Below are 21,050 nucleotides of genomic sequence, written 5' to 3'. Positions count from 1 at the left end.
GAAAGAATGTCGCCATTGACCGTTCCGCCAGTCCGTTTATCCAGTGCATTTTTTGCACAATCTACCGTTTCCGTTAAACCAAGGTTTTCTTAAATCGGGAATTTAGCTAATATTTTGCCCAAAACCAGCGATGACAAGGCTTTCGGAGGGAGGATTAGGGGCTAAAATGGCAAAAATTGGCTATATGAGGGTGTCAAAAAATGACCAAAACACCGATTTACAGCAAAAATCCTTGATTTGTGCAAATTGCGAACAGATTTTTGAGGATAAAATCAGTGGAAAAACAGACCAGAGACCCGGATTAAAACGCGCGTTAAACTGCCTGAAATCGGGGGATACTCTGGTGGTCTGGAAGCTCGACAGGCTGGGTCGCAGCATTAAACATTTGATTACTTTAATATCCAATCTGGAAGATGAAGGTATTCATTTTCATAGTTTGACGGATGCCATTGATACCTCTACGTCCGCAGGCCGTTTTTTCTTTCATGTGATGAGCGCGTTAGCACAAATGGAGCGCGAACTGATTGTTGAGCGTACTCAGGCTGGTTTAGCTGCAGCGAGAAGCAGAGGACGTATTGGCGGCAGACCTCAGTCGCTATCTTTTGCACAGCAACAGGAAGCTCAAAAATTATTGGCGAATGGTCATAGCAGAAAACAGCTTGCATTACTGTATGATGTTTCATTGGCCAGCATCTACAAATATTGTCCAGTTAACCGGAATGCTCGAACAGGCCAAAATGGCTTTGATGAAAAATGACAGTGTAATTTCGTTGCACTGATGGAAACAAAAGTAGCCTGTCATTTATCGCACGTTTTGGCTTCAAATATCGCACGCCGCATCACAATTCCGCGGCTACCGCCGGTGACCAGTGCCAGATCCATATGCATCTCCCATAAAAAAAGGCCGACAAATCGGCCTTTAGTATTACTGAAGGGTTTCGATTACGCCTGCAGATTACTGGTATTCGCTCATCGGAACGCATGAACAGAACACATTGCGATCGCCAAATACATCGTCCAGACGCTTAACGGTCGGCCAGTATTTGTTAGCGCTGCCGGCCGGGAAGACCGCCAGCTCGCGGCTGTACGGATGGGTCCAGTCACCGACGATTTCCATCTGGGTATGCGGTGCATTCACCAGCGGGTTGTCGTCGGCCGGCCATTCACCGTCGGCCACGCGATCGATTTCCATGCGGATCGCCAGCATCGCGTCAATAAAGCGGTCCAGCTCGATTTTGCTCTCGGATTCGGTCGGCTCGACCATCAGCGTGCCGGCGACCGGGAACGACATGGTCGGCGCATGGAAGCCATAGTCGATCAGGCGTTTCGCGATATCCAGCTCGCTGATGCCGGTCTGCTCTTTCAGCGGACAAATGTCGAGAATACACTCATGCGCCACGCGGCCGTCGCGGTCGGCGTACAGAATCGGGTACGCTGACTGCAGCCGGCTGGCGATGTAGTTGGCGTTGAGAATCGCCACCGAGCTGGCCTGCTTCAGCCCTTCGGCGCCCATCATTCGAATATACATCCAGCTGATGGGCAGAATAGACGCGCTGCCGAACGGCGCCGCAGAAACCGCGCCCTGCTGGGTCAGCACGCCGTCAATCTGCACCACGCTGTGGCCCGGTACGAATGGCGCCAGATGCGCCTTCACCCCGATGGGCCCCATGCCCGGACCGCCACCGCCGTGCGGAATGCAGAAGGTTTTGTGCAGGTTAAGATGCGACACGTCAGCACCAATGTAGCCAGGCGTGGTGATCCCTACCTGCGCGTTCATGTTTGCGCCGTCGAGGTACACCTGGCCGCCGTACTGATGCACGATCTGGCACACTTCACGAATGGTCTCTTCGTAGACGCCGTGCGTCGACGGATAGGTCACCATGATGCACGACAGCGCGTCACCGGCCTGCGCTGCTTTTTCACGCAGATCGCCGAGATCGATGTTGCCCTGCTTATCACAGGCCACCACCACTACCACCATGCCGGCCATCTGCGCGGACGCCGGGTTGGTGCCGTGCGCCGAGCTCGGGATCAGACAGATCGTGCGGCCCCCTTCATTACGGCTCTCATGATAACGACGGATGGCCAGCAGACCGGCGTATTCGCCCTGCGCGCCAGAGTTTGGCTGCATGCACAGCGCATCGTAACCGGTGAGCTGAACCAGCCACTGGGACAGCTGGCCGATCATCTGCAGATAACCGCTCGCCTGCTCTGCCGGGCAGAACGGGTGCAGTTCAGCGAATTCCGGCCAGGTGATTGGAATCATTTCGGCGGCGGCATTCAGTTTCATGGTGCATGAACCGAGCGGGATCATCGCCTGATTCAGCGCCAGATCCTTTTTCTCCAGGCTGTGCATGTAGCGTATCATCTCAGTTTCGCTGTGATGACGGTTGAACACCGGATGGGTAAGGAATTCGCTGGTGCGCTGCTGGCCTGCCGGAATGGCGCTGTTTTCCGCCGCCACCGCGGCGTCCAGCGCCTCGATATCCTGACCGTGCGCGTCGCCCAGCAGAATGGCAAACAGCGCCAGCACGTCTTCACGCGTGGTGGTTTCATCCAGCGTGATACCGACCGCATTGAGGATATCGCTGCGCAGGTTGACGCCGAAGCTCAGCGCTCGGTTCAGCACCGCCGCTTTGTCCGCGACTTCAACAGTCAGCGTATCGAACCAGCTGTGATGGCGCATCTTCAGGCCGCCGTTTTGCAGGCCTGCCGCCAGAATCGAGGTCAGACGGTGAATGCGCGAGGCAATGCGCTTCAGTCCGGTCGGACCGTGGTAAACCGCGTACAGGCCGGCGATATTTGCCAGCAGCACCTGTGAGGTACAGATGTTGGAGTTGGCCTTCTCACGGCGAATGTGCTGTTCGCGCGTCTGCATCGCCATGCGCAGCGCGGTGTTACCGGCGGCATCGCGTGACACACCGATGATACGGCCCGGCATGGAGCGCTTGTGCTCATCACGGCTGGCAAAGAAGGCCGCGTGCGGACCGCCGTAGCCCATCGGTACGCCAAAGCGCTGGGCGGAACCGAAGACAATATTAGCACCCTGTTTGCCCGGCGCTTCCAGCTGAACCAACGCCATGAAATCCGCCGCCACGCTCACCACCACTTTACGGCTTTTCAGCTCAGCAATCAGTTCACGGTAGTCGTGCACTTCTCCGCTGGTGCCGACCTGCTGCAGCAGCACGCCAAACAGATCGTCGTGCTCGCGGGATTTCTCGGCGCGATCGATAATTAGCTCAAAGCCAAAGGTTTCAGCGCGGGTGCGCACCACATCCAGCGTTTGCGGATGGATGTCATCGGCGATAAAGAATTTTGTCGCGTTTTTTAGCTTGCTGACGCGTTTAGCCATCGCCATCGCTTCGGCGGCCGCGGTGGCTTCATCCAGCAGCGAAGCTGAAGCGATATCCAGCCCGGTGAGATCGAGCGTCAGGGTCTGGAAATTGAGCAGCGCTTCCAGATGGCCCTGCGACACTTCCGGCTGATACGGCGTATACGCCGTGTACCAGCCCGGGTTTTCCAGCATGTTGCGCAGAATCACCGGCGGGGTGATCACGGCGCTGTAACCCATTCCAATCCAAGATTTGTGACGCTGATTCTGGCTGGCAATGGCTTTCAGCTCTGCCAGCGCCTGCTGTTCAGTCGCGGCATCGCCTACCGCCGGCGGGCCTGGCAGCTGGATATCAGCAGGCACAATTGAAGCGATCAGCGAAGCCAGCGAGCTGGCACCAATCGCTTCCAGCATGGTGGCCTGCTGCGCGGCATCAGGACCGATATGGCGCTCAATAAAAGCACCGTTATGTTCGAGCTGGCTGAGAGTCTGGGTCATTTACAGTACATCCTGAATCGGGCTGGGTGACAAAATGGCATTAAATCAGGCAGATAAAAAAGAAGGCGCCGCAGTGCGGCACCTTCAGAGACTACCGGTTACTCGTCGATGGACTTTTTGTAGGCCGCGGCATCAAGCATCGCGTCGAGCTCGGACTTGTCGCTGGCTTTGATGCGGAACAGCCAGCCGGCGGCGTACGGTTCGCTGTTAACCAGCTCCGGGGCATCGCCCAGCTCTTCGTTGACCGCCACGATTTCACCGCTCAGCGGCGCATAGATATCCGATGCCGCTTTCACGGATTCGGCTACCGCGCAGTCATCACCGGCGGCAAAGCTGGCGCCCACGTCAGGCAGGTCGACAAACACCATGTCGCCCAGCAGTTCCTGCGCGTGTTCGGTAATGCCCACGGTAAACGTACCGTCAGCTTCTTTACGCACCCACTCGTGGCTATCACGGTACTTCAATTCATTTGGCACATTGCTCATCGCCATTTCTCCTGAAAAAAATTACTGAGCGACCGGCTTGCCGGCGCGAACAAAAATAGGTTTAGTCACTTTCACCGGCATTTCACGATTGCGGATTTCAACAATCGCCTGCTCACCGATACTGGCCGGCACGCGCGCCAGCGCAATGCTGTAGCCCAGCGTTGGCGAGAAGGAGCCGCTGGTAATGATGCCCTGCTGCGGCTGTCCCTGCGCATCGGTAAAGCGCACCGTCAGACCGTTACGCAGCACGCCTTTTTCTGTCATCACCAGCCCGACCAGCTTTTCCGTGCCGTTCTCGCGCTGCGCTTCCAGCGCCTTACGGCCAATGAAATCACGGTCGGCGGGCTCCCAGCTGATGGTCCAGCCCATGTTGGCGGCCAGCGGCGAAACGCCTTCATCCATCTCCTGACCATACAGATTCATGCCGGCTTCGAGACGCAGCGTATCGCGTGCGCCCAACCCTGCTGGTTTCACGCCCGCAGCCAGCAGCTGCTGCCAGAAATCTGCGGCCTGAGCGGCTGGCAGGGCGATTTCATAACCGGCTTCACCGGTATAACCGGTAGTGGCGATAAACAGATCGCCGGCCTGTACGTCAAAGAACGGCTTCATGCCTGCCACCGCGTCACGCTGTGCCGCGCTAAACAGACCCTGTGCTTTTTGCTGCGCGTTCGGTCCCTGTACGGCGATCAGCGCCAGATCGTCACGCTCGGTCAGCGCAACCCCAAACGGCTGCGCATGCTCAGCGATCCACGTCAGATCCTTCTCGCGCGTGGCGGAGTTGACCACCAAGCGGAAGAAATCTTCGCTCATAAAGTAAACAATTAAATCATCAATGACGCCAGCTGAAGCATTCAGCATGCCGGTATAGAGGGCTTTGCCGGGCTGGGTCAGTTTGGCGACGTCGTTGGCCAGCAGGTAACGCAGAAATTCATGGGTGCGCGCGCCGTGCAGATCGACAATGGTCATGTGGGAAACGTCAAACATTCCGGCATCGTTGCGCACCGCATGGTGTTCATCCATTTGCGAGCCGTAGTGCAGCGGCATCATCCAGCCGTGGAAGTCCACCATGCGGGCACCGCAGGCCTGATGCTGTTCGAATAGAGGCGTTTGCTGAGTCATAACCCTCCTGTGAAGACAAGTGAGTGTGACGCGCCTGCGCCGTCATTGGTGAGCGACGCAAACGTTCTCTTTACGCTGAAGTTACCACCGAATACGGCAATTAACCATAAGGAAAACGAGAGTGAAACTTTATCATCCTTTGTGCTGCCCCGGCAGCCACGCCAGCACATCTCACTGCATTTATGTGATTTAACGCGCATATAATTCACCTGTTGCGCAGTAATTCAGCCGAATAATGGAACCTGTGCCGCAGACAAGGGAAATGGTTCGGGAGCGAAGAGCATTTTTGATTAGTTAAAGTAATGCGAATTGAGGCCTGAAATTAGAATAAATCAAATGAAGGGCAATTCCGGTGCAGCGATGCACAATAATGGTGCTGGGGCGGGTTTTGCAGTGACTCTACCGGGTGCGCACAAGGTCGCGATGGATAGCGACAACGCAGTGCAGTTCGGTGATTCATGAGTCGACAGCCGACTGCCACGCCCCCCTTTAGGGTGATCGCGTAACGTCGGTGCAAGGAAAACGGCACCTGAAACGGTGCCGTAATAAGGAGGGTTAGCGGATCCAGCCGGGCAGGTCGTTGAGGCCCATGGCCTGCTTCAGCAGTAACGGCTTCACGCCAAGCAGCGTGTCGGCCAGCTTCAGCCCGACGTCGCGCAGCAGTTTTTTCGCCGGATGGTGCCCGGCAAACAGCTCACGGAAACCCTGCATGCCGGACAGCATCAGCGCTGCGCTGTGCTTGCGGCTGCGCTCATAACGACGCAAATAGAGATGCTGGCCGATATCTTTGCCCTGCTGATGCAGACGGCGGATTTCGCCAATCAGCTCGGCGGCATCCATAAAGCCGAGGTTAACCCCCTGCCCGGCCAGCGGATGGATGGTATGCGCCGCATCGCCCACCAGCGCTAGCCGGTGCGCAGCAAAGTTGCGGGCGTAACGCGCCATCAGCGGGAAGGTTTTCCGTTCACTTTCAACCTGGCACAGACCAAGGCGCATATCGAATACCACCGACAGCTGCTGGTTAAACAGCGCTTCCGGCATGGATTGCAGTCGCGCCGCTTCCTGCGGTGACAGCGACCAGACGATGGAGCACAGGTGCGGATCCTGCATCGGCAGGAAGGCCAGAATGCCGTAGCCGTGGAACACCTGGCGCGCGATGGCATCATGCGGCATATCGGTACGTACGTTGGCCACCAGCGCGTGATGTTCGTAATCCCAGAAGGTGATCGGGATATCGGCTTTGTCGCGCAGCCACGAACTGGCACCGTCTGCGGCGATCAGCAGGCGCGCGCTCATCATGCTGCCGTCCTGCAGGGTAATAAAGGCTTCGTTATCGCCAAACGCCACCTGCTGCAGCTGAGCCGGCGCAATCAGCGTCACGTCGCTGCACTGGCTGGCGCGCTGCCACAACGCACTGTGGATCACCTCGTTTTCAATGATATGTCCGAGGTGCGACAGCCCCTGCTGCTCGTCATCAAAGCTGATCGAGCCAAAGCTGTCCTGATCCCACACTTCCATGCCGTGATACGCGCTGGCGCGCAGCGCGAGAATGGTGGACCAGACATCGAGTTTTTGCAGCAGACGCTCGCTGGCGGCGTTGATGGCCGAGACGCGAACCGACGCTGGCGCCGCCGCATCAAATTGCGGCTCAGGCGCTTTTTCCAGCACCGCAACGCGCAGGCCGCTGCCCTGTAAGCCACAGGCCACCGCCAGACCGACCATGCCGCCACCGGCAATCGCCACATCAAATGTTTGCATTGCTGCCCCTTAATTCATGCTTAACGCTTAACCCAGCCGAGCGTGCGCACGGCAAGTGGGTTTCGCAGCCATGGCAGGTGGTCCATTGCCACCAGTCCAAGATTTCGTCCTGCCACCAGCGGGGCATAACGGTTGGCGAACAGCCGCACTAGACCATCGGTGACGCCAATGGTCGCCGCGCGATCCGGCTGGCGGCGCGCAGCAAAATGGTGCAACACCGCGTGGCTGCCTGGATCCTGCTGGTGACGATGCGCCGCCGCAAGGGTTTCCGCCAGCGACATCACATCGCGCAGACCGAGGTTAAAGCCCTGCCCGGCGATCGGATGCAGCGTCTGCGCCGCATTGCCGACCAGCGCCAGCCGGTGCGTCACCTGACGCTCTGCGGTCTGCAGCGCCAGCGGATAGATTTCGCGCTGGCCGGCGTGAGTAAAGCGCCCCAGCCGCCAGCCAAAGGCGCGCTGTAATTCATGCAGGAAGGTGGCATCGTCCCACTGCTTAACCGTGGCTTCGGCGGCCGCCGGATGACACCACACCAGCGACAGACGGTTGTCGGACATCGGCAGCAGCGCCAGCGGGCCATGCCGGGTGAAGCGCTCAAACGCGCGGCCCTGATGCGGCAACTGCGTCGCGACGTTGGCAATCACCGCCAGCTGCTGGTAGTCGTCGCGCTGCCAGCGAATACCGCAGGATGCCGCCAGCGGCGAGCGTGCGCCGTCAGCAGCCACCAGCAGCGCGCCCTGTAACGTTGCGCCACTGCTGAGCGTCGCCTGCACGCTATCGGCGCTGCGGGTTACTGAGGTAACGTGATCCGGGCAGCACAGCGTCACGCCTGGTGCCTCACGCAGACGTTTAAACAGGCGCTGCCCCACGTCATACAGCTCGACCACGTTGCCCAACGCCGACAGCTGATAATCCTCAGCCTGCAGCTGAACAAACCCGCTGTGCCCGCGATCGGAAACGTGGATGTGGGTAATGGGCGTGGCGCAATCCGCCAGTGAACGCCACAGATCAATTTCCGCCAGCTGCTGACAGGTGCCCGCCGCCAGCGCGATGGCGCGCCTATCAAAGCCCGGGTGCGCGCGGCTGTCCGGCTGATGACGTTCAATCAGCGTCACCGGCAACTGGCCCTGCGTCAGATGCGAAATCGCCAGTGCCAGCGTGGCGCCGGTCATGCCGCCGCCTGCAATCAGGATACTCATACGCCGCGCGCCGCCGCCATCAGTGCTTCGATCGCCTCAGCGTCTTTTAACACGCTGTCGGTCAGGTTTTCATTACCGTCGGCGGTGATGACGATGTCGTCTTCGATACGGATACCGATGCCGCGATACTGCGCCGGCACTTTGGCATCCGGCGCGATATACAGGCCCGGTTCAACGGTGAGCACCATGCCGGGCTCAAGCAGGCGGTCGCGGCTGGGCGTGCCGTAGTGGCCGACGTCATGCACGTCCAGCCCCAGCCAGTGCCCAAGGCCGTGCATAAAGAACGGACGGTGCGCCTGCTCTTCAAACAGCGTATCGATATTGCCTTCCAGAATGCCAAGATCGACCAGACCGGTGATCATGATGCGCACCACTTCGTCGTTGACTTCATGGATGCTGATGCCCGGGCGGAACATCGACAGCGCCTTATACAGCGAGGCGAGCACGATGTCGTAGATCTCGCACTGCGGCTGGCTGAATTTACCGTTAACCGGGAAGGTGCGGGTGATATCGCCGGCGTAGCCATGGAATTCGCAACCGGCATCAATCAGCACCAGATCGCCGTCGCGCATTTCGCTTTCGTTTTCGGTGTAGTGCAGAATGCAGCCGTTCTCACCGGAGCCCACAATGGTGTTGTAAGACGGAAAGCGCGCGCCGTGGCGGGTGAATTCGTGATGGATTTCGCCTTCCAGCTGATATTCAAACATGCCGGGACGGCACGCCTGCATGGCGCGGATATGTGCCAGCGCGCTGATTTTTCCTGCACGGCGCAGAATGGCGATCTCGTCTTCACTTTTAAACAGGCGCATCTCATGCACCCAGGGACGCCAGTCAGTCAGCGTCGCCGGCGCGCTGAGGTTTTGTCGGAAACCGCGGCGCAGTTTCTCCAGCGCGCTGAACACCAGCGTATCCGCTTCCGCGTATTCACCCTGTGCGTGATAAACCACATCGAGTCCGTTGAGCAGCTGGTGCAACTGCTCGTCAATCGCATCCCACGGCAGCGCGCGGTCAACGCCCAGCTTCGCCGGTGCGGCTTCCTGACCAAGTCGACGCCCGAACCAGATCTCCGCCGTCAGGTCGCGTACGCGGTTAAACAGCACGCTGTGGTTATGATTGTCATCGCTCTTGATTAATACCAGCAGCGCCTGCGGCTCGTTGAAGCCGGTGAAGTACCAGAAGTCGCTGTTCTGGCGAAAGGGATATTCGGTGTCGTTGCTGCGCGTCACTTCAGGTGCAGCAAAAATCAAAGCCGCGCTGCCGGGCGCCATGCGGGCGATCAGCGCCTGACGACGTTGCCGGAAGGTTTCCAGTGTAATCATATTTGCACTCCCTGTAGAAAACGGGCAGCGACCTGCCCACGATGACGCGCTTAGTGTAGCGTAGGTTTTTGCACTTCCGGTGCGGTCGGCGTGCGTTGCCGGGTAAAGGTGTCATGGCACAGCAGCGCCGCAACGCGCACGTACTCAATCACCTCTTCCAGCGACTGTTCGAGCTCTTCCTGATCTTCATCGTAGCCGAGTTGCGCAATGATGCGCAGATTGTCTATCGCTTCGCCGGTCTCACCGGTCACTTTGTCCAGCTTCGGCTGCGTCACGCCCAGGCCCAGCAGGAAGTGATTAACCCAGCCGGCCAGCACGTCAGCACGATCGAACACCGTGATGTCCTCCTCATCCGGCAGCATCAGCTGGAACAGGAATCCCTCCTCGTCCAGCGTGTTGGTCAGGTTTTCATGCAGCGCCTGCAGCGGCTGCGACAGGCTCTGCGAGAACGCCATGCCTTCGTTAGTCAGGTCATGCACCAAGGTTTTCCAGCTACTGTCCTGATTGCCGCCGCACAGAATGCCACACAGCAGTCCGTGCATCTCGGCGGGCGTCATGCCTACGCCCTGCTGGGAAAGTGCCGCGGCCAGCGCGTTGTAAGTGGGTGTTGCGTTCTGTAAAGACATAAGCTTTGGTCGTCGTTGGCAGAATAAGTTCGTGTTATGCTACCACCAGGTGCCTCAGGGTTTCCAGAAAAGGGGTTGTAACTTATCACGCGGGTCTATATAGTTGCGCACCTCCCAACCCATTGACAGGTAAGGGAGATGCGAACGAAGTAATCAGTCAGGATGGTGGCATGTCTGCACAACCGGTAGATATTCAGATTTTTGGTCGTTCATTGAGAGTGAATTGTCCGCCTGAACAGCAAGATGCGCTGAATCTGGCCGCAGAGGATCTCAATCAACGGTTGCAAGATTTAAAAGTTCGCACTAGAGTCACAAATACAGAGCAGCTGGTGTTCATCGCCGCGTTAAACATTTGCCACGAGCTGGCACAAGAGAAAGGTAAAACGCGCGATTACGCAGCCAATATGGAACAACGCATCCGTATGCTGCAGCAGACCATTGAACAGGCATTAGTTGAGCAAGTTCGTATAACTGAACGTCAGGGACCTAAATTCGAATAACACTTCATGGTACTCGTGTTAGAGTAACGGTGAAGTCAATTTTCTCTGAGATGTTTGCAAGCGGGCCAGTCCCCTGAGCCGATATTTCATACCAACAGAGTGTGACTCTCTGTAACCTGTGAGCATACTCGGTCCGTCCGAGAAGCCTGATGGTTACGGCGGCATACTCACCTTGAACCAAGGGTTCAAGGGTTACAGCCTGCGGCGGCATCTCGGAGATCTCCTCTTAGTTCCACCCTGTTATTCCCGGTGTGATAATGTGGCTATCAACAGCCTTATCAGCCGGGGACATCATGCCAGCACTCTCTCTTCTCGACCGACAGGATATTCGTCAGCATGTGCGCCATCTGCGCCGCAATCTTACGCCTGAGCAACAGGTTGAGGCCGCCGATCTGCTGGCTGAACATGCCATCAATTTTGCCCCGCTGGCCAGCGCACAACGCATCGCGCTGTTTCTCTCCGTCGACGGCGAAATCAATACCCGACCACTGATTGCCAAACTGTGGCAGCAGAAGAAGCAGGTCTTTCTGCCGGTGCTGCACCCGTTTGCGCCCGGTCACCTGCTTTTTTTGCGCTACACGCCAGAAACCCCGCTGCGACCTAACAAGCTGCGCATCCCTGAGCCGCCGCTGGATATCACGCAGCTGGTAACACTCGATCAGCTGGATGTGATGCTGGTACCGCTGGTGGCATTTGACGCGCAGGGACAACGCTTAGGCATGGGCGGTGGTTTTTACGATCGCACGCTACAGCACTGGCAGCAGCATGGCTTTTTACCGCTGGGTATTGCGCACGACTGCCAGCGCGTGGATGCGCTGCCGGTGGCGGCTTGGGATGTGCCATTGCCGGCGATTCTGACGCCGTCAAAGCTGTGGCAGTGGGAAACGCTTGCGGGATAAAGACAGGGCGCCCACCGGCGCCCTGCACTGTCAGTACAGCAGACGGGCGCGAATGGTGCCCGGAATGGCCTTCATCAGCTGCAGGGCTTTCTCCGCCACATCCTCTTCGGCATCAATATCGATAACCACATAACCCATCACTGGCGACGTTTGCAGATACTGAGCGGCAATGTTGATGCCCTGCTCGGCAAAGATCTGGTTGATGGCGGTCAGCACGCCTGGGCGGTTTTCATGGATGTGCAGCAGGCGGCTGGCGCTGGCGGCGTGCATCGGCAGTGAGACTTCCGGGAAGTTTACTGCGGAGAGCGTGGAGCCATTGTCAGAGTACTTGGCCAGCTTGCCAGACACTTCCAGACCGATGTTCTCCTGCGCTTCCTGCGTTGATCCGCCGATGTGTGGCGTCAGGATCACGTTGTCGAATTCGCACAGCGGCGAGTTGAACGGATCGCTATTGGTTGCAGGTTCAACCGGGAAGACGTCGATGGCGGCACCGGCCAGGTGCTTGCTGGCCAGCGCATTACACAGCGCCGGGATGTCGATTACTGTACCGCGCGCGGCGTTGATCAGCAGCGCGCCGGGCTTCATTAGCGCCAGCTCTTCGCTGCCAATCATGTTCTGCGTGGACGGCGTTTCCGGCACGTGCAGGCTGACCACATCACTCATGTTCAGCAGGTCAGAGAGATAGCGCACCTGGGTGGCATTGCCCAGCGGCAGCTTGCTTTCAATATCGTAGAAAAATACGTGCATGCCCAAGCTTTCCGCTAGCACGCCGAGCTGCATCCCGATATGGCCGTAGCCAATGATACCCAGCTTCTTACCACGCGCTTCGTACGAACCGGTGGCGATTTTATTCCAGATGCCGCGGTGTGCTTTGGCATTGGCTTCAGGAATGCCGCGCAGCATCAGCAGCATTTCGCCGATCACCAGTTCTGCGACCGAACGGGTATTGGAGAACGGGGCGTTGAACACTGGCACGCCGCGTTTCGCTGCCGCACTGAGATCAACCTGGTTAGTACCAATACAGAAGCAGCCAACCGCCACCAGCTTTTCAGCTGCCGCGAAGATCTCTTCAGTCAGTTGGGTACGGGAACGGATACCAATGAAGTGGGCATCGCGGATGGAGGACTTCAGCGTCTCAGCATCCAGTGCGCCTTTGTGGAACTCGATGTTGGTGTAACCTGCGGCGCGCAGATTATCCAGCGCACTCTGGTGAACGCCTTCCACCAGCAGGAACTTAATCTTGTCTTTTTCCAGTGATACCTTTGCCATTTCCCGACCCTATTCAGAATTAAACGAGAACTACCATAAGGTAGCCTTCTGTCAAAATATCAAAATTTTCCGGCGCGGCAATACAAACGATTGCCTGCACGCCAGCACGCGCCCACGTGCAGACAACACAAATCCACACAAAATCGTGAGATGACGAGAGCGCAAAGTACGAACCTGCTGTTGATGAATCATTTGTGACATAAGTCACCAAATTTCATTGCAGCAAGAAAAGATGTTTTGCGGATGGAAATAACCGGCGCTGGCGGCGCGCCGGTGAGATCAATTGGTGATGGTTTTCACACCGTCCGGCGTGCCAATCAGCGCAATATCCGCTCCGCGTGCGGCAAACAGCCCCACGGTGACGACGCCCGGCAGCGCATTGATGGTTTTTTCCAGTGCAATCGGGTCAAGGATGCGCAGATTATGTACGTCGAGAATAATGTTGCCGTTATCCGTGACCACGTGCTGACGATACTCTGGCAGGCCGCCCAGCTTCACCAGCTCTCGTGCCACATAGGCGCGTGCCATAGGAATCACCTCCACCGGAAGCGGGAAGTTACCCAGCACATCGACCTGTTTGGACGCATCAGCGATGCAGATAAATTTCTGCGCCACCGCCGCGACAATTTTTTCGCGCGTCAGCGCTGCGCCGCCGCCCTTGATCATCTGCATATGTGGATTGATCTCATCAGCACCGTCGACATACACCGACAGCACATCCACGTTGTTGAGATCGAACACCGGAATGCCCAGCGATTTGAGCTTTTCGGTTGAAGCTTCCGAACTGGAAACCGCGCCCTCGATCTGATCCCTGATCGTACCGAGCGCGTCAATAAAGTGCGCTGCCGTTGAACCGGTACCTACGCCAACAATGGTGCCTGGCTGCACGTACTGCAGCGCTGCCCAACCTACCGCTTTTTTCAGTTCATCCTGGGTCATGGCATGTTTAAAACCTGTGCGACATCGAAGTGCGCGTAGTATAAAACAAGGCGCTGTCAAAAAGCGCGGCTGACCGACTTCGGATGTAAGCCTTTGGAAGCCAGCCCGCAAAAACGCGTCGGCCGCACAGCTTCGCTGTTTTATGGCATAGTAGTTTCCACCCTGAACGAGAGAGAACAACAATGAAACGCCCGGATTATCGAACGCTTCAGGCGCTGGATGCTGTGATTCGCGAACGCGGCTTTGAACGTGCCGCCCAGAAGCTGTGCATCACGCAGTCTGCGGTGTCGCAGCGCATTAAACAGCTGGAAAATTTATTTGGTCAGCCGCTACTGGTGCGTACCGTGCCGCCGCGCCCGACCGAACAGGGACAAAAATTGCTGGCGCTGCTGCATCAGGTGGAGCTGCTGGAAGAGGAGTGGCTGGGCGATGATAACGGTGGCACCACGCCGCTGCTGCTGTCACTGGCGGTGAACGCCGACAGTCTTGCTACCTGGCTGCTGCCGGCGCTGAAAGATGTGCTGGCCGACTCGCCGGTGCGCCTGAATCTGCAGGTCGAAGATGAAACCCGCACGCAGGAGCGTTTACGGCGCGGTGAAGTGGTCGGAGCGGTGAGTATCCAGCCGCAGCCGTTGCCAAGTTGCCTGGTGGATCAGCTGGGTGCGCTTGACTATTTGTTCTGCGCCTCGCCGGAGTTTGCCGCGCGCTATTTCCCCAATGGCGTGACGCGCTCGGCGCTGCTGAAAGCCCCGGCGGTGGCGTTTGATCACCTCGACGATATGCATCAGGCTTTTTTGCAGCAGAACTTTGCTTTATCGCCGGGCAGCGTGCCGTGCCACATCGTGAACTCGTCAGAGGCTTTTGTGCAGCTGGCGCGACAGGGCTCAGTGTGCTGTATGATTCCGCACCTGCAGATTGAGCGCGAGCTGGCGCAGGGAGAGCTGGTCGATTTGACGCCGGGTCTGTATCAGCGCCGGATGCTGTACTGGCACCGTTTCGCGCCGGAAAGCCGCCTGATGCGCAGCGTGACCGATGCGCTGATTGCCCACGGCCACCGCGTACTGCGCCAGGATGAAGTTGCGGCCTAGCGCCGTTCAGATTAGCGCACAACAGTCGTAGCGGCGCGATTCATCGCGCGTTTTGACAGCGGTTTTGCTGCTGGAAAGCGCGATGAATCACGCCGCTACAATTTTACAGGCTAACTTACTGCGCCGTATTCGGTTTGATTTCGAATACCACATCCACCTGATCGTCAAAATGGATGCTCTGCTGCTCGTAGGTCTGCTGCGCGGTGGTGTTCGCTGCGGCACCGGCCGCTTTGTACATGCGCGCCATCGGCATCGGCTGGTAGTTAACCACGTGATAACGAATGCTGTACACCGAGCCCAGTTTGGCGTTGAAGCCTTCCGCCAGGGCGCTCGCCTGCTGTGTGGCATTGGCAATCGCCGCTTTACGCGCCTGATCTTTGTAGCTGTCTGCGTTAGCCACGCCCAGCTCAACAGAATGAATCTCATTCAGGCCCGACTTCAGCGCACCGTCCAGCAGCTCATTCAGCTTATCCAGCTGGCGCAGCGTCACTTCCACCTGACGCACCGCACGGTAGCCTTTCAGCACCGATTTACCCTCTTTGGTGTAGTCATACTCCGGCTGAGTGCTGAGATTAGCCGCATCAATATCTTTCTTCTCGATACCGTTTTTTTGCAGGAAATCAAAATACTGCGCCACGCGATCGTCAGCCTGTTTTTTTGCATCCGCCGCGTCTTTCGACGAAACATTCACCACGATGGAGAGCGTCGCCATATCCGGACGGGCATCCACGCTGGACTGTCCTGATGTCACCACGTGCGGTCCGTTCGGCACTTCTCCCGCCTGGACCAGACCGGACAGTGCGCCCGTGCTCATTACGGCGGCCAGCGCCAGTGCTTTCAGTTTCACGAAAGTCCTCCTTGAAGGGTTCAATTTGCAGGTCGCCACTATGGCGAAACCCAAAACACATTACTATGCGTGATGGTCTGAGTTTGAAATTAGCAAAAAGTTCGGCTTTGCTCAGGTTTAACGTATCCGCGATCGCAAATTTATCGCAACAGATTCGCTGAAAAGCGCCGCCTGCGTTTCTATGAAAGAAACACTTCTGCCCCCCTCGGGAGGGTTGTATTATGACAGAATAGCCACTTAGCCAAAGCGCCGTCAGCGTGCGAGCCGGACGCACACGCTTTATGATGCTGGCACTGGTGTTTATCAACATCATCATTAACTACATGGATCGCACCAACCTGTCGGTGGCCGCCACGCAGATGGCCGGTGAACTGCGCTTCACGCCGCTGGAGATGGGGCTGATCTTCTCGGCGTTCGGCTGGATCTATGCGGCGCTGCAAATTCCTGGCGGGTTCCTGATCGATCGTCTTGGCGCGCGGCTGGTATACGGCGCTGGCCTGTTCGCCTGGTCGTTGATCACCGCGCTGCACGCTTTTGCCAGCAGCTTCGGCGCGCTGTTCGGTCTGCGCCTCGGCGTGGGCGCTTTCGAAGCGCCGGTGATGCCGGCTAACAATCGGGTGATTTCCAGCTGGTTCCTCGAGCAGGAGCGTGCCAGTGCAATTGGCATCTACTCGTCCGCACAGTTTGTTGGCCTCGCCTGTATGACGCCGCTGCTGTTTCACGTGCAGGCTGCGTTTGGCTAGCGCGGGCTGTTTCTGATTACCGGCGTGGCGGGCATGATTTGGGCGCTGGTGTGGTATCTGCTGTATCGCGAGCCGAACCAGCATAAAGGCGTATCAGAGACTGAACTTAATTATCTGCGTGACAACGGTGCACTGCTGGAAAATCGTCAGGGCAGCCAGCCGCAGCGCGCACGCTGGGCCGATCTGGCGTAGATGTTTCGCAGCCGCAAGCTGGTCGGCATCTATATTGGCCAGTTCACCATCTCTGCCACCTTCTGGTTTTTCCTTACGTGGTTTCCTATTTATCTGGTGGAGTATCGCCACATGGACTTTATCAAGAGCGGCTATGTGGCGTCGCTGCCCTACTTCGCGGCGTTTTGTGGTGTGCTGCTGGCTGGCTTTGCCTCAGACCGGATGATCCGGCGCGGCGTGTCAGCCAGCGTGGCGCGCAAGCTGCCGGTGATCCTCGGCCTGTTCCTGACGCTGTTCATTCTGGGTGCCAACTACACCGAAGATTCGCGGCTGATCATCCTGTTTATGTCGCTGGCGTTTTTTGGTAATGGCCTAGCGACCATTACCTGGGTGTTTGTTACCGCGCTGGCGCCGCGCCATCTGATTGGTCTGGCCGGCGGCGTATTTAACTTTACCGGCGCGCTGTCATCGATTGTGGTGCCCATTGCCATCGGCGCCCTGATTGACGGCAGCAACTTCGCGCCGGCGCTGGCGTTTATCGCCGTGCTGGCCGCTATTGGCATTTGCAGCTATCTGTTTGTGGTAGGAAAAATTGACCATGTCAGCGCGCGCTGATGAGCCGTTTCGCCAGCGCGTGCAGCTGTTGCAGACGCTGCGCCAGCTGGGCTTCATCGGCCTGCCAGATTTTGGCGAAGGCCAGCGCCGCGCGGTTGTTATTGATCGGCTGCGCAATACTGATTTCGCCGTCCTCGCGATGCCACACCAGATAATCCTCGGTGCGTTTGCGCGCCAGCAGCGGCGCAATCTGCGCCCACTGTTCGTCACTGAAGCTTGGCCGCAGCACCTCGTCACTCTCCGCCGCCAGCAGCGCGACGCCAATCACCGACTGCCACGCTGGCAGCATGCGGAAACCGGCCAGCGCCTAGCTGGTACTGGTACGCTCGCCGGGCTCCGAGTGCCAGATGTAAATGACCTGGTCCTCCCACAGCACGCCAAGCGCCACCACGATATCGCGCGGCGCGTGCACCTCCAGCTGCGGCAGTGCCGAAGCAAACAGCGACGAACCGCGAATGGCCTGCGCCGCCAGCGCATGAATGCCCGGGCTTGGCAGATAGCGCCGGTGTTCATCCTTAATCGTCAAGCCAATGGACGCCATGGTCATCAGCAGACGATTTACCCGCGTGCTGTTCATCCCCATCTGGCGCGCCAGTTCACGGCCGCCGACCGCTTTGTCACTGGATACCAGATATTGCAGGCAGCGAATTCCGTCAATCAGGCTCTGGTTGGGTTGCGAAGACATAAATCACCTTGTGACGGTAAAAATTCAATCTTAGCAGCCTTCAGGCGGGAGTAACCTCATGATGCAAACGTTCTCTTCTCAGGCCGCGCGTGCCTTTCCGTTTCAGTCGTTACACGCCGATGTGCTGGTCGCCGGTGGCGGTCTGGCGGGCGTCTGCGCCGCGCTGGCTGCGGCACGCGCAGGCCAGCAGATGGTGCTGATTCAGGATCGCCCGGTGCTCGGCGGCAACGCCTCCAGCGAAGTGCGGCTGTGGGCCAACGGCGCGACCTCGCACATGGGTAATAACAACCGCTGGGCGCGTGAAGGCGGCATCATGGGCGAGATCATGGAGGAGAACCTGTGGCGCAACAAAGAGGGCAACCCGGTGCTGTTCGACATGGTGCTGCTGGACATCGTGCAGGCGCAGCCGCGCCTGACGCTGCTGCTCAATACCGTGGTCAGCGACATCGAAAAATCCGCGCAGCGCCTGCAGGCGGTACAGGCCTTCAACGCCATCAATCAGACCCGCTATCGCGTGACGGCCGACCAGTTTATCGATGCCAGCGGCGACGGCGTGCTCGGCTATCTGGCCGGGGCAGCGCACCGCGTGGGCGCAGAATCACCGCAGGAGTTTGGCGAAAAAATGGCGCCGGGCGAGCAGTTTGGTCACAAGCTCGGCCACTCAATCTACTTTTATACCAAGCGCAGCGCGCAGCCGGTGCGCTTCGTGCCGCCCTCCTTCGCGCTGAAAGAGATTATCGCCATCCCGCGTTATAAACGCCTGAGCTCCGATCTCAACGGCTGCGATCTCTGGTGGCTCGAGTGGGGCGGCCGGCTGGATACCGTGCATGAAAGCGAAACCATCAAGTGGGAGCTGTGGAAAATTGTCTGGGGCGTGTGGGATTACATCAAAAATTCCGGCGAGTTTGCCGATGCCGACACGCTGACAATTGAATGGGTTGGGCTAATTCCCGGCAAGCGCGAGAGCCGACGCTTTCTAGGCGACACCCTGCTGTGTCAGCAGGATATCATCGCGCAGCGCGACCACTACGATGCGGTGGCCTACGGCGGCTGGTCGATTGACCTGCATCCGGCCGACGGCGTGTACAGCGCTCACGACGGCTGCCGCCAGTTCCACAGCAAAGGCACTTACACTATTCCGTTTCGGGCGCTGTACAGCCAGTCGCTGGATAATCTGCTGCTGACCGGTCGGCTCATCTCTGCCACGTACATTGCCTTTGGCAGCGCGCGCGTGATGTGCACCTGTGGCGTGCTGGGCGAAGTGGTGGGCCGCGCGGCGGCGCTGTGCCAGCAACACAACCAGACACCGCGTCAGCTGGCGCAGCCGGAGCATATTGGTCAGCTGCAGCAACAGCTGCTGCGCCACGGCGCGTTCATTCCGCGTCAGCAGCTAGCGCATCCGGCCGGTGCCGCTCAGGTCAGCGCCAGCAGCACCTTCGCGCTGCACGCCCTGCCCGCGGATGGCGGCTGGCACACCCTGACCTCACGCTGCGCGCCCTGCTGCTGCCGCTTAAAGCCGGAGAACGCCTGCCAGCGCTGACGGTGCGGCTGCGAGCGTCCTCCGCGCAAACGCTGCAGGTTTCACTGCTGACCAGCGACAATCCGGCCAACACCTGCGGCGATCGGCTGCTGGCCACGCACAGTTTGCAGATTGGCGGTGAAGAGGAGTATTCGCTGCCGTTTGACTACCGTGCGGAGTGCGATCGCTACCTGTTTATCGCCTTTGAAGAAAATCCGGCGATTGAAGTAGCGCTCACCCGCCGCGCCTGCCGGGCATCATGATAGTATTCAACAGCCTCAATCCGCGCGTCGCGAAACGCACCCGGCAGATAAACGACGACGATTACGGCGTGGATGAGTTTGATTTCTGGCTGCCGCGCCGCGCGCCCAATCAGATTCTGATCGCGTTTAGTCTGGCGACGCCGCTGCGGTTGTGGCACTGCGACTATTTGCTCAACGGTAAACTGCGGCCGGAAAGCCACACCAACGGCTGGCTGCCGGCGGCAGACGATCGCCAGCCGTGGGTGCGCTGGCAATGGCCGGACGCGCAGCGCGCCAGCCAGATTACGTTGCTGTTCGATAACGATTTCGATCATGCGATGGAAACGGTGCAGATGGGCCATGCGCAGGCGGTGACGCCGCACTGCACTACCCGCTATCGCCTGTGGCTGGATGACACGCTGCTGGCCGAGGTCAGCGATAATCATCACTCGCTGTGCCATCATGTGCTGCCACCGGATACCGCGTTCCGCCAGGTTCGGCTGGAGCTGCTGGCCAGCGCAGGCGCCCTGCCCACGCTTTACGGCCTGCATGTGCATCACCAGCCGGCGATGCCCTGACGCGCCAGCTGCAGGGCGATAAACCACATTACGCCGCCCACCAGCAGATTAATGATGCGCTGCGCCCGCACGGTGCGCAGGCGCGGCGACAGCCAGGCAGCCAGCAGCGCCAGACCGAAAAACCACAGCAGCGAGGCGCTGGCGGTGCCGAAAGCGAACCAGCGGCGCGCCTCCGCCGACGGCAGCTGACTGCCGAGGCTGCCGAGCACCACGAAGGTGTCGAGACAGACATGCGGATTGAGCCAGGTCACCGCCAGCATGGTGGCGACAATGCGCCAGCGCCCCTGCTTCAGCTCCGCCTCTGACGCCAGCGTGACATCGCCCTGCCAAGCAGTGCGTAGCGCGCCCCAGCCGTACCACAGCAGAAACGCTACGCCAGCCCAGGTAATCAGCATCAGCAGAACCGGGGACTGCTGTAACAGCGCGCTGCCGCCAAATATTCCGCCACAGATCAGCGCAATATCGCTCAGTGTGCACAACGACGCGGTCATCAAATGGTAGTGGCGCTTAATGCCCTGGTTCAATACGAAGGCGTTCTGCGGGCCTAACGGCAGGATCAGCGCAGCACCAAGGGCAAGCCCTTGTAAGTAAAAAGATAACACAGAAGAGTTCCTGAAAAA

15 protein-coding genes, 1 other RNA gene and 3 pseudogenes are annotated in these 21,050 nt (G+C 58.4%); 7 read left to right on the top strand and 12 right to left on the bottom strand.

The genetic code is table 11. The annotated features are described in order from the left end of the window. Positions 1–166: 166 nt before the first annotated feature. A complete protein-coding gene (locus AC6I8M_RS04860) occupies positions 167–757 on the top strand; it encodes a recombinase family protein (protein ID WP_022548474.1) in 591 nt (196 codons plus the stop codon). Positions 758–955: 198 nt separating this feature from the next. Here AC6I8M_RS04860 and gcvP read toward each other — a convergent pair whose 3' ends face one another. From gcvP to AC6I8M_RS04825, 7 genes are all read right to left on the bottom strand, one after another. Further along, complete coding sequence (gcvP, locus tag AC6I8M_RS04855; protein ID WP_010617066.1) at positions 956–3,829, bottom strand: aminomethyl-transferring glycine dehydrogenase; 2,874 nt, start codon at positions 3,827–3,829, stop codon at positions 956–958. A 98-nt stretch (positions 3,830–3,927) separates the two neighbouring features. Then, a complete protein-coding gene (gcvH, locus tag AC6I8M_RS04850) occupies positions 3,928–4,314 on the bottom strand; it encodes a glycine cleavage system protein GcvH (RefSeq protein ID WP_010617065.1) in 387 nt (128 codons plus the stop codon). 21 nt (positions 4,315–4,335) lie between these two features. Further along, positions 4,336–5,433: a glycine cleavage system aminomethyltransferase GcvT gene (gcvT, locus tag AC6I8M_RS04845; protein WP_010617064.1), complete on the bottom strand. Its 1,098-nt coding sequence runs from the start codon at positions 5,431–5,433 to the stop codon at positions 4,336–4,338. A 555-nt stretch (positions 5,434–5,988) separates the two neighbouring features. Beyond that, positions 5,989–7,191: an FAD-dependent 2-octaprenylphenol hydroxylase gene (gene ubiI, locus AC6I8M_RS04840; RefSeq protein WP_010617063.1), complete on the bottom strand. Its 1,203-nt coding sequence runs from the start codon at positions 7,189–7,191 to the stop codon at positions 5,989–5,991. 20 nt (positions 7,192–7,211) lie between these two features. Then, positions 7,212–8,390, bottom strand: coding sequence for a 2-octaprenyl-6-methoxyphenyl hydroxylase (gene ubiH / locus AC6I8M_RS04835; protein ID WP_010617062.1), 1,179 nt, complete (start codon positions 8,388–8,390; stop codon positions 7,212–7,214). After that, complete coding sequence (gene pepP, locus AC6I8M_RS04830) at positions 8,387–9,709, bottom strand: Xaa-Pro aminopeptidase (protein ID WP_010617061.1); 1,323 nt, start codon at positions 9,707–9,709, stop codon at positions 8,387–8,389. Before pepP ends, ubiH begins: the two co-directional genes overlap by 4 nt. Before the next feature lie 50 nt (positions 9,710–9,759). Further along, complete coding sequence (locus AC6I8M_RS04825; protein ID WP_498013687.1) at positions 9,760–10,335, bottom strand: YecA/YgfB family protein; 576 nt, start codon at positions 10,333–10,335, stop codon at positions 9,760–9,762. A gap of 170 nt (positions 10,336–10,505) precedes the next feature. Between AC6I8M_RS04825 and zapA the strand changes: the two genes are divergently transcribed. The 3 genes from zapA (at position 10,506) to AC6I8M_RS04810 (ending at position 11,734) form a co-directional block, all read left to right on the top strand. Further along, positions 10,506–10,835, top strand: a complete 330-nt coding sequence (zapA, locus tag AC6I8M_RS04820) for a cell division protein ZapA (RefSeq protein WP_058948731.1) — start codon at positions 10,506–10,508, stop codon at positions 10,833–10,835. 39 nt (positions 10,836–10,874) lie between these two features. After that, positions 10,875–11,058: non-coding RNA, 6S RNA (ssrS, locus tag AC6I8M_RS04815), on the top strand. A 70-nt stretch (positions 11,059–11,128) separates the two neighbouring features. Beyond that, entirely contained in the window at positions 11,129–11,734 is a 606-nt protein-coding gene (locus AC6I8M_RS04810; RefSeq protein ID WP_041387281.1) for a 5-formyltetrahydrofolate cyclo-ligase, read from the top strand. Positions 11,735–11,764: 30 nt separating this feature from the next. Here the strand turns inward: AC6I8M_RS04810 and serA are convergent, their stop codons facing one another. Together serA and rpiA are read right to left on the bottom strand one after the other, a co-directional pair. Continuing rightward, positions 11,765–13,003, bottom strand: a complete 1,239-nt coding sequence (gene serA, locus AC6I8M_RS04805) for a phosphoglycerate dehydrogenase (protein WP_010617057.1) — start codon at positions 13,001–13,003, stop codon at positions 11,765–11,767. Positions 13,004–13,282: 279 nt separating this feature from the next. Further along, positions 13,283–13,942 (bottom strand): ribose-5-phosphate isomerase RpiA, encoded by a 660-nt coding sequence (rpiA, locus tag AC6I8M_RS04800; RefSeq protein WP_010617056.1) that lies wholly within the window; start codon positions 13,940–13,942, stop codon positions 13,283–13,285. A 182-nt stretch (positions 13,943–14,124) separates the two neighbouring features. Between rpiA and AC6I8M_RS04795 the strand changes: the two genes are divergently transcribed. Next, a complete protein-coding gene (locus tag AC6I8M_RS04795) occupies positions 14,125–15,030 on the top strand; it encodes a LysR family transcriptional regulator ArgP (protein WP_010617055.1) in 906 nt (301 codons plus the stop codon). A 115-nt stretch (positions 15,031–15,145) separates the two neighbouring features. Here the strand turns inward: AC6I8M_RS04795 and AC6I8M_RS04790 are convergent, their stop codons facing one another. Beyond that, positions 15,146–15,877 carry an oxidative stress defense protein gene (locus tag AC6I8M_RS04790; RefSeq protein WP_498013686.1) on the bottom strand — a complete coding sequence of 244 codons (732 nt, stop codon included), beginning with the start codon at positions 15,875–15,877 and terminating at the stop codon, positions 15,146–15,148. A gap of 281 nt (positions 15,878–16,158) precedes the next feature. Here AC6I8M_RS04790 and AC6I8M_RS04785 point away from each other — a divergent pair. Further along, positions 16,159–17,406: pseudogene (locus AC6I8M_RS04785) on the top strand (MFS transporter). On the opposite strand, the pseudogene AC6I8M_RS04780 reads toward AC6I8M_RS04785, so the two are convergent. Beyond that, positions 17,393–18,091: pseudogene (locus AC6I8M_RS04780) on the bottom strand (IclR family transcriptional regulator). The pseudogenes AC6I8M_RS04785 and AC6I8M_RS04780 sit on opposite strands and share 14 nt — an antisense overlap. Before the next feature lie 61 nt (positions 18,092–18,152). On the opposite strand from AC6I8M_RS04780, the pseudogene AC6I8M_RS04775 reads away from it, so the two are divergent. Next, a pseudogene (locus AC6I8M_RS04775) lies at positions 18,153–20,430 on the top strand (FAD-dependent oxidoreductase). On the opposite strand, the gene argO reads toward AC6I8M_RS04775, so the two are convergent. Then, positions 20,409–21,032: an arginine exporter ArgO gene (gene argO, locus AC6I8M_RS04770; protein WP_010617050.1), complete on the bottom strand. Its 624-nt coding sequence runs from the start codon at positions 21,030–21,032 to the stop codon at positions 20,409–20,411. The pseudogene AC6I8M_RS04775 and the gene argO sit on opposite strands and share 22 nt — an antisense overlap. Positions 21,033–21,050: the final 18 nt, after the last annotated feature.

The sequence above is a fragment of the Type-A symbiont of Plautia stali genome, assembly GCF_059731155.1.
Note: the sequence above shows the minus strand (reverse complement) of the source record. Positions and strands in the feature narration are given on the sequence as shown.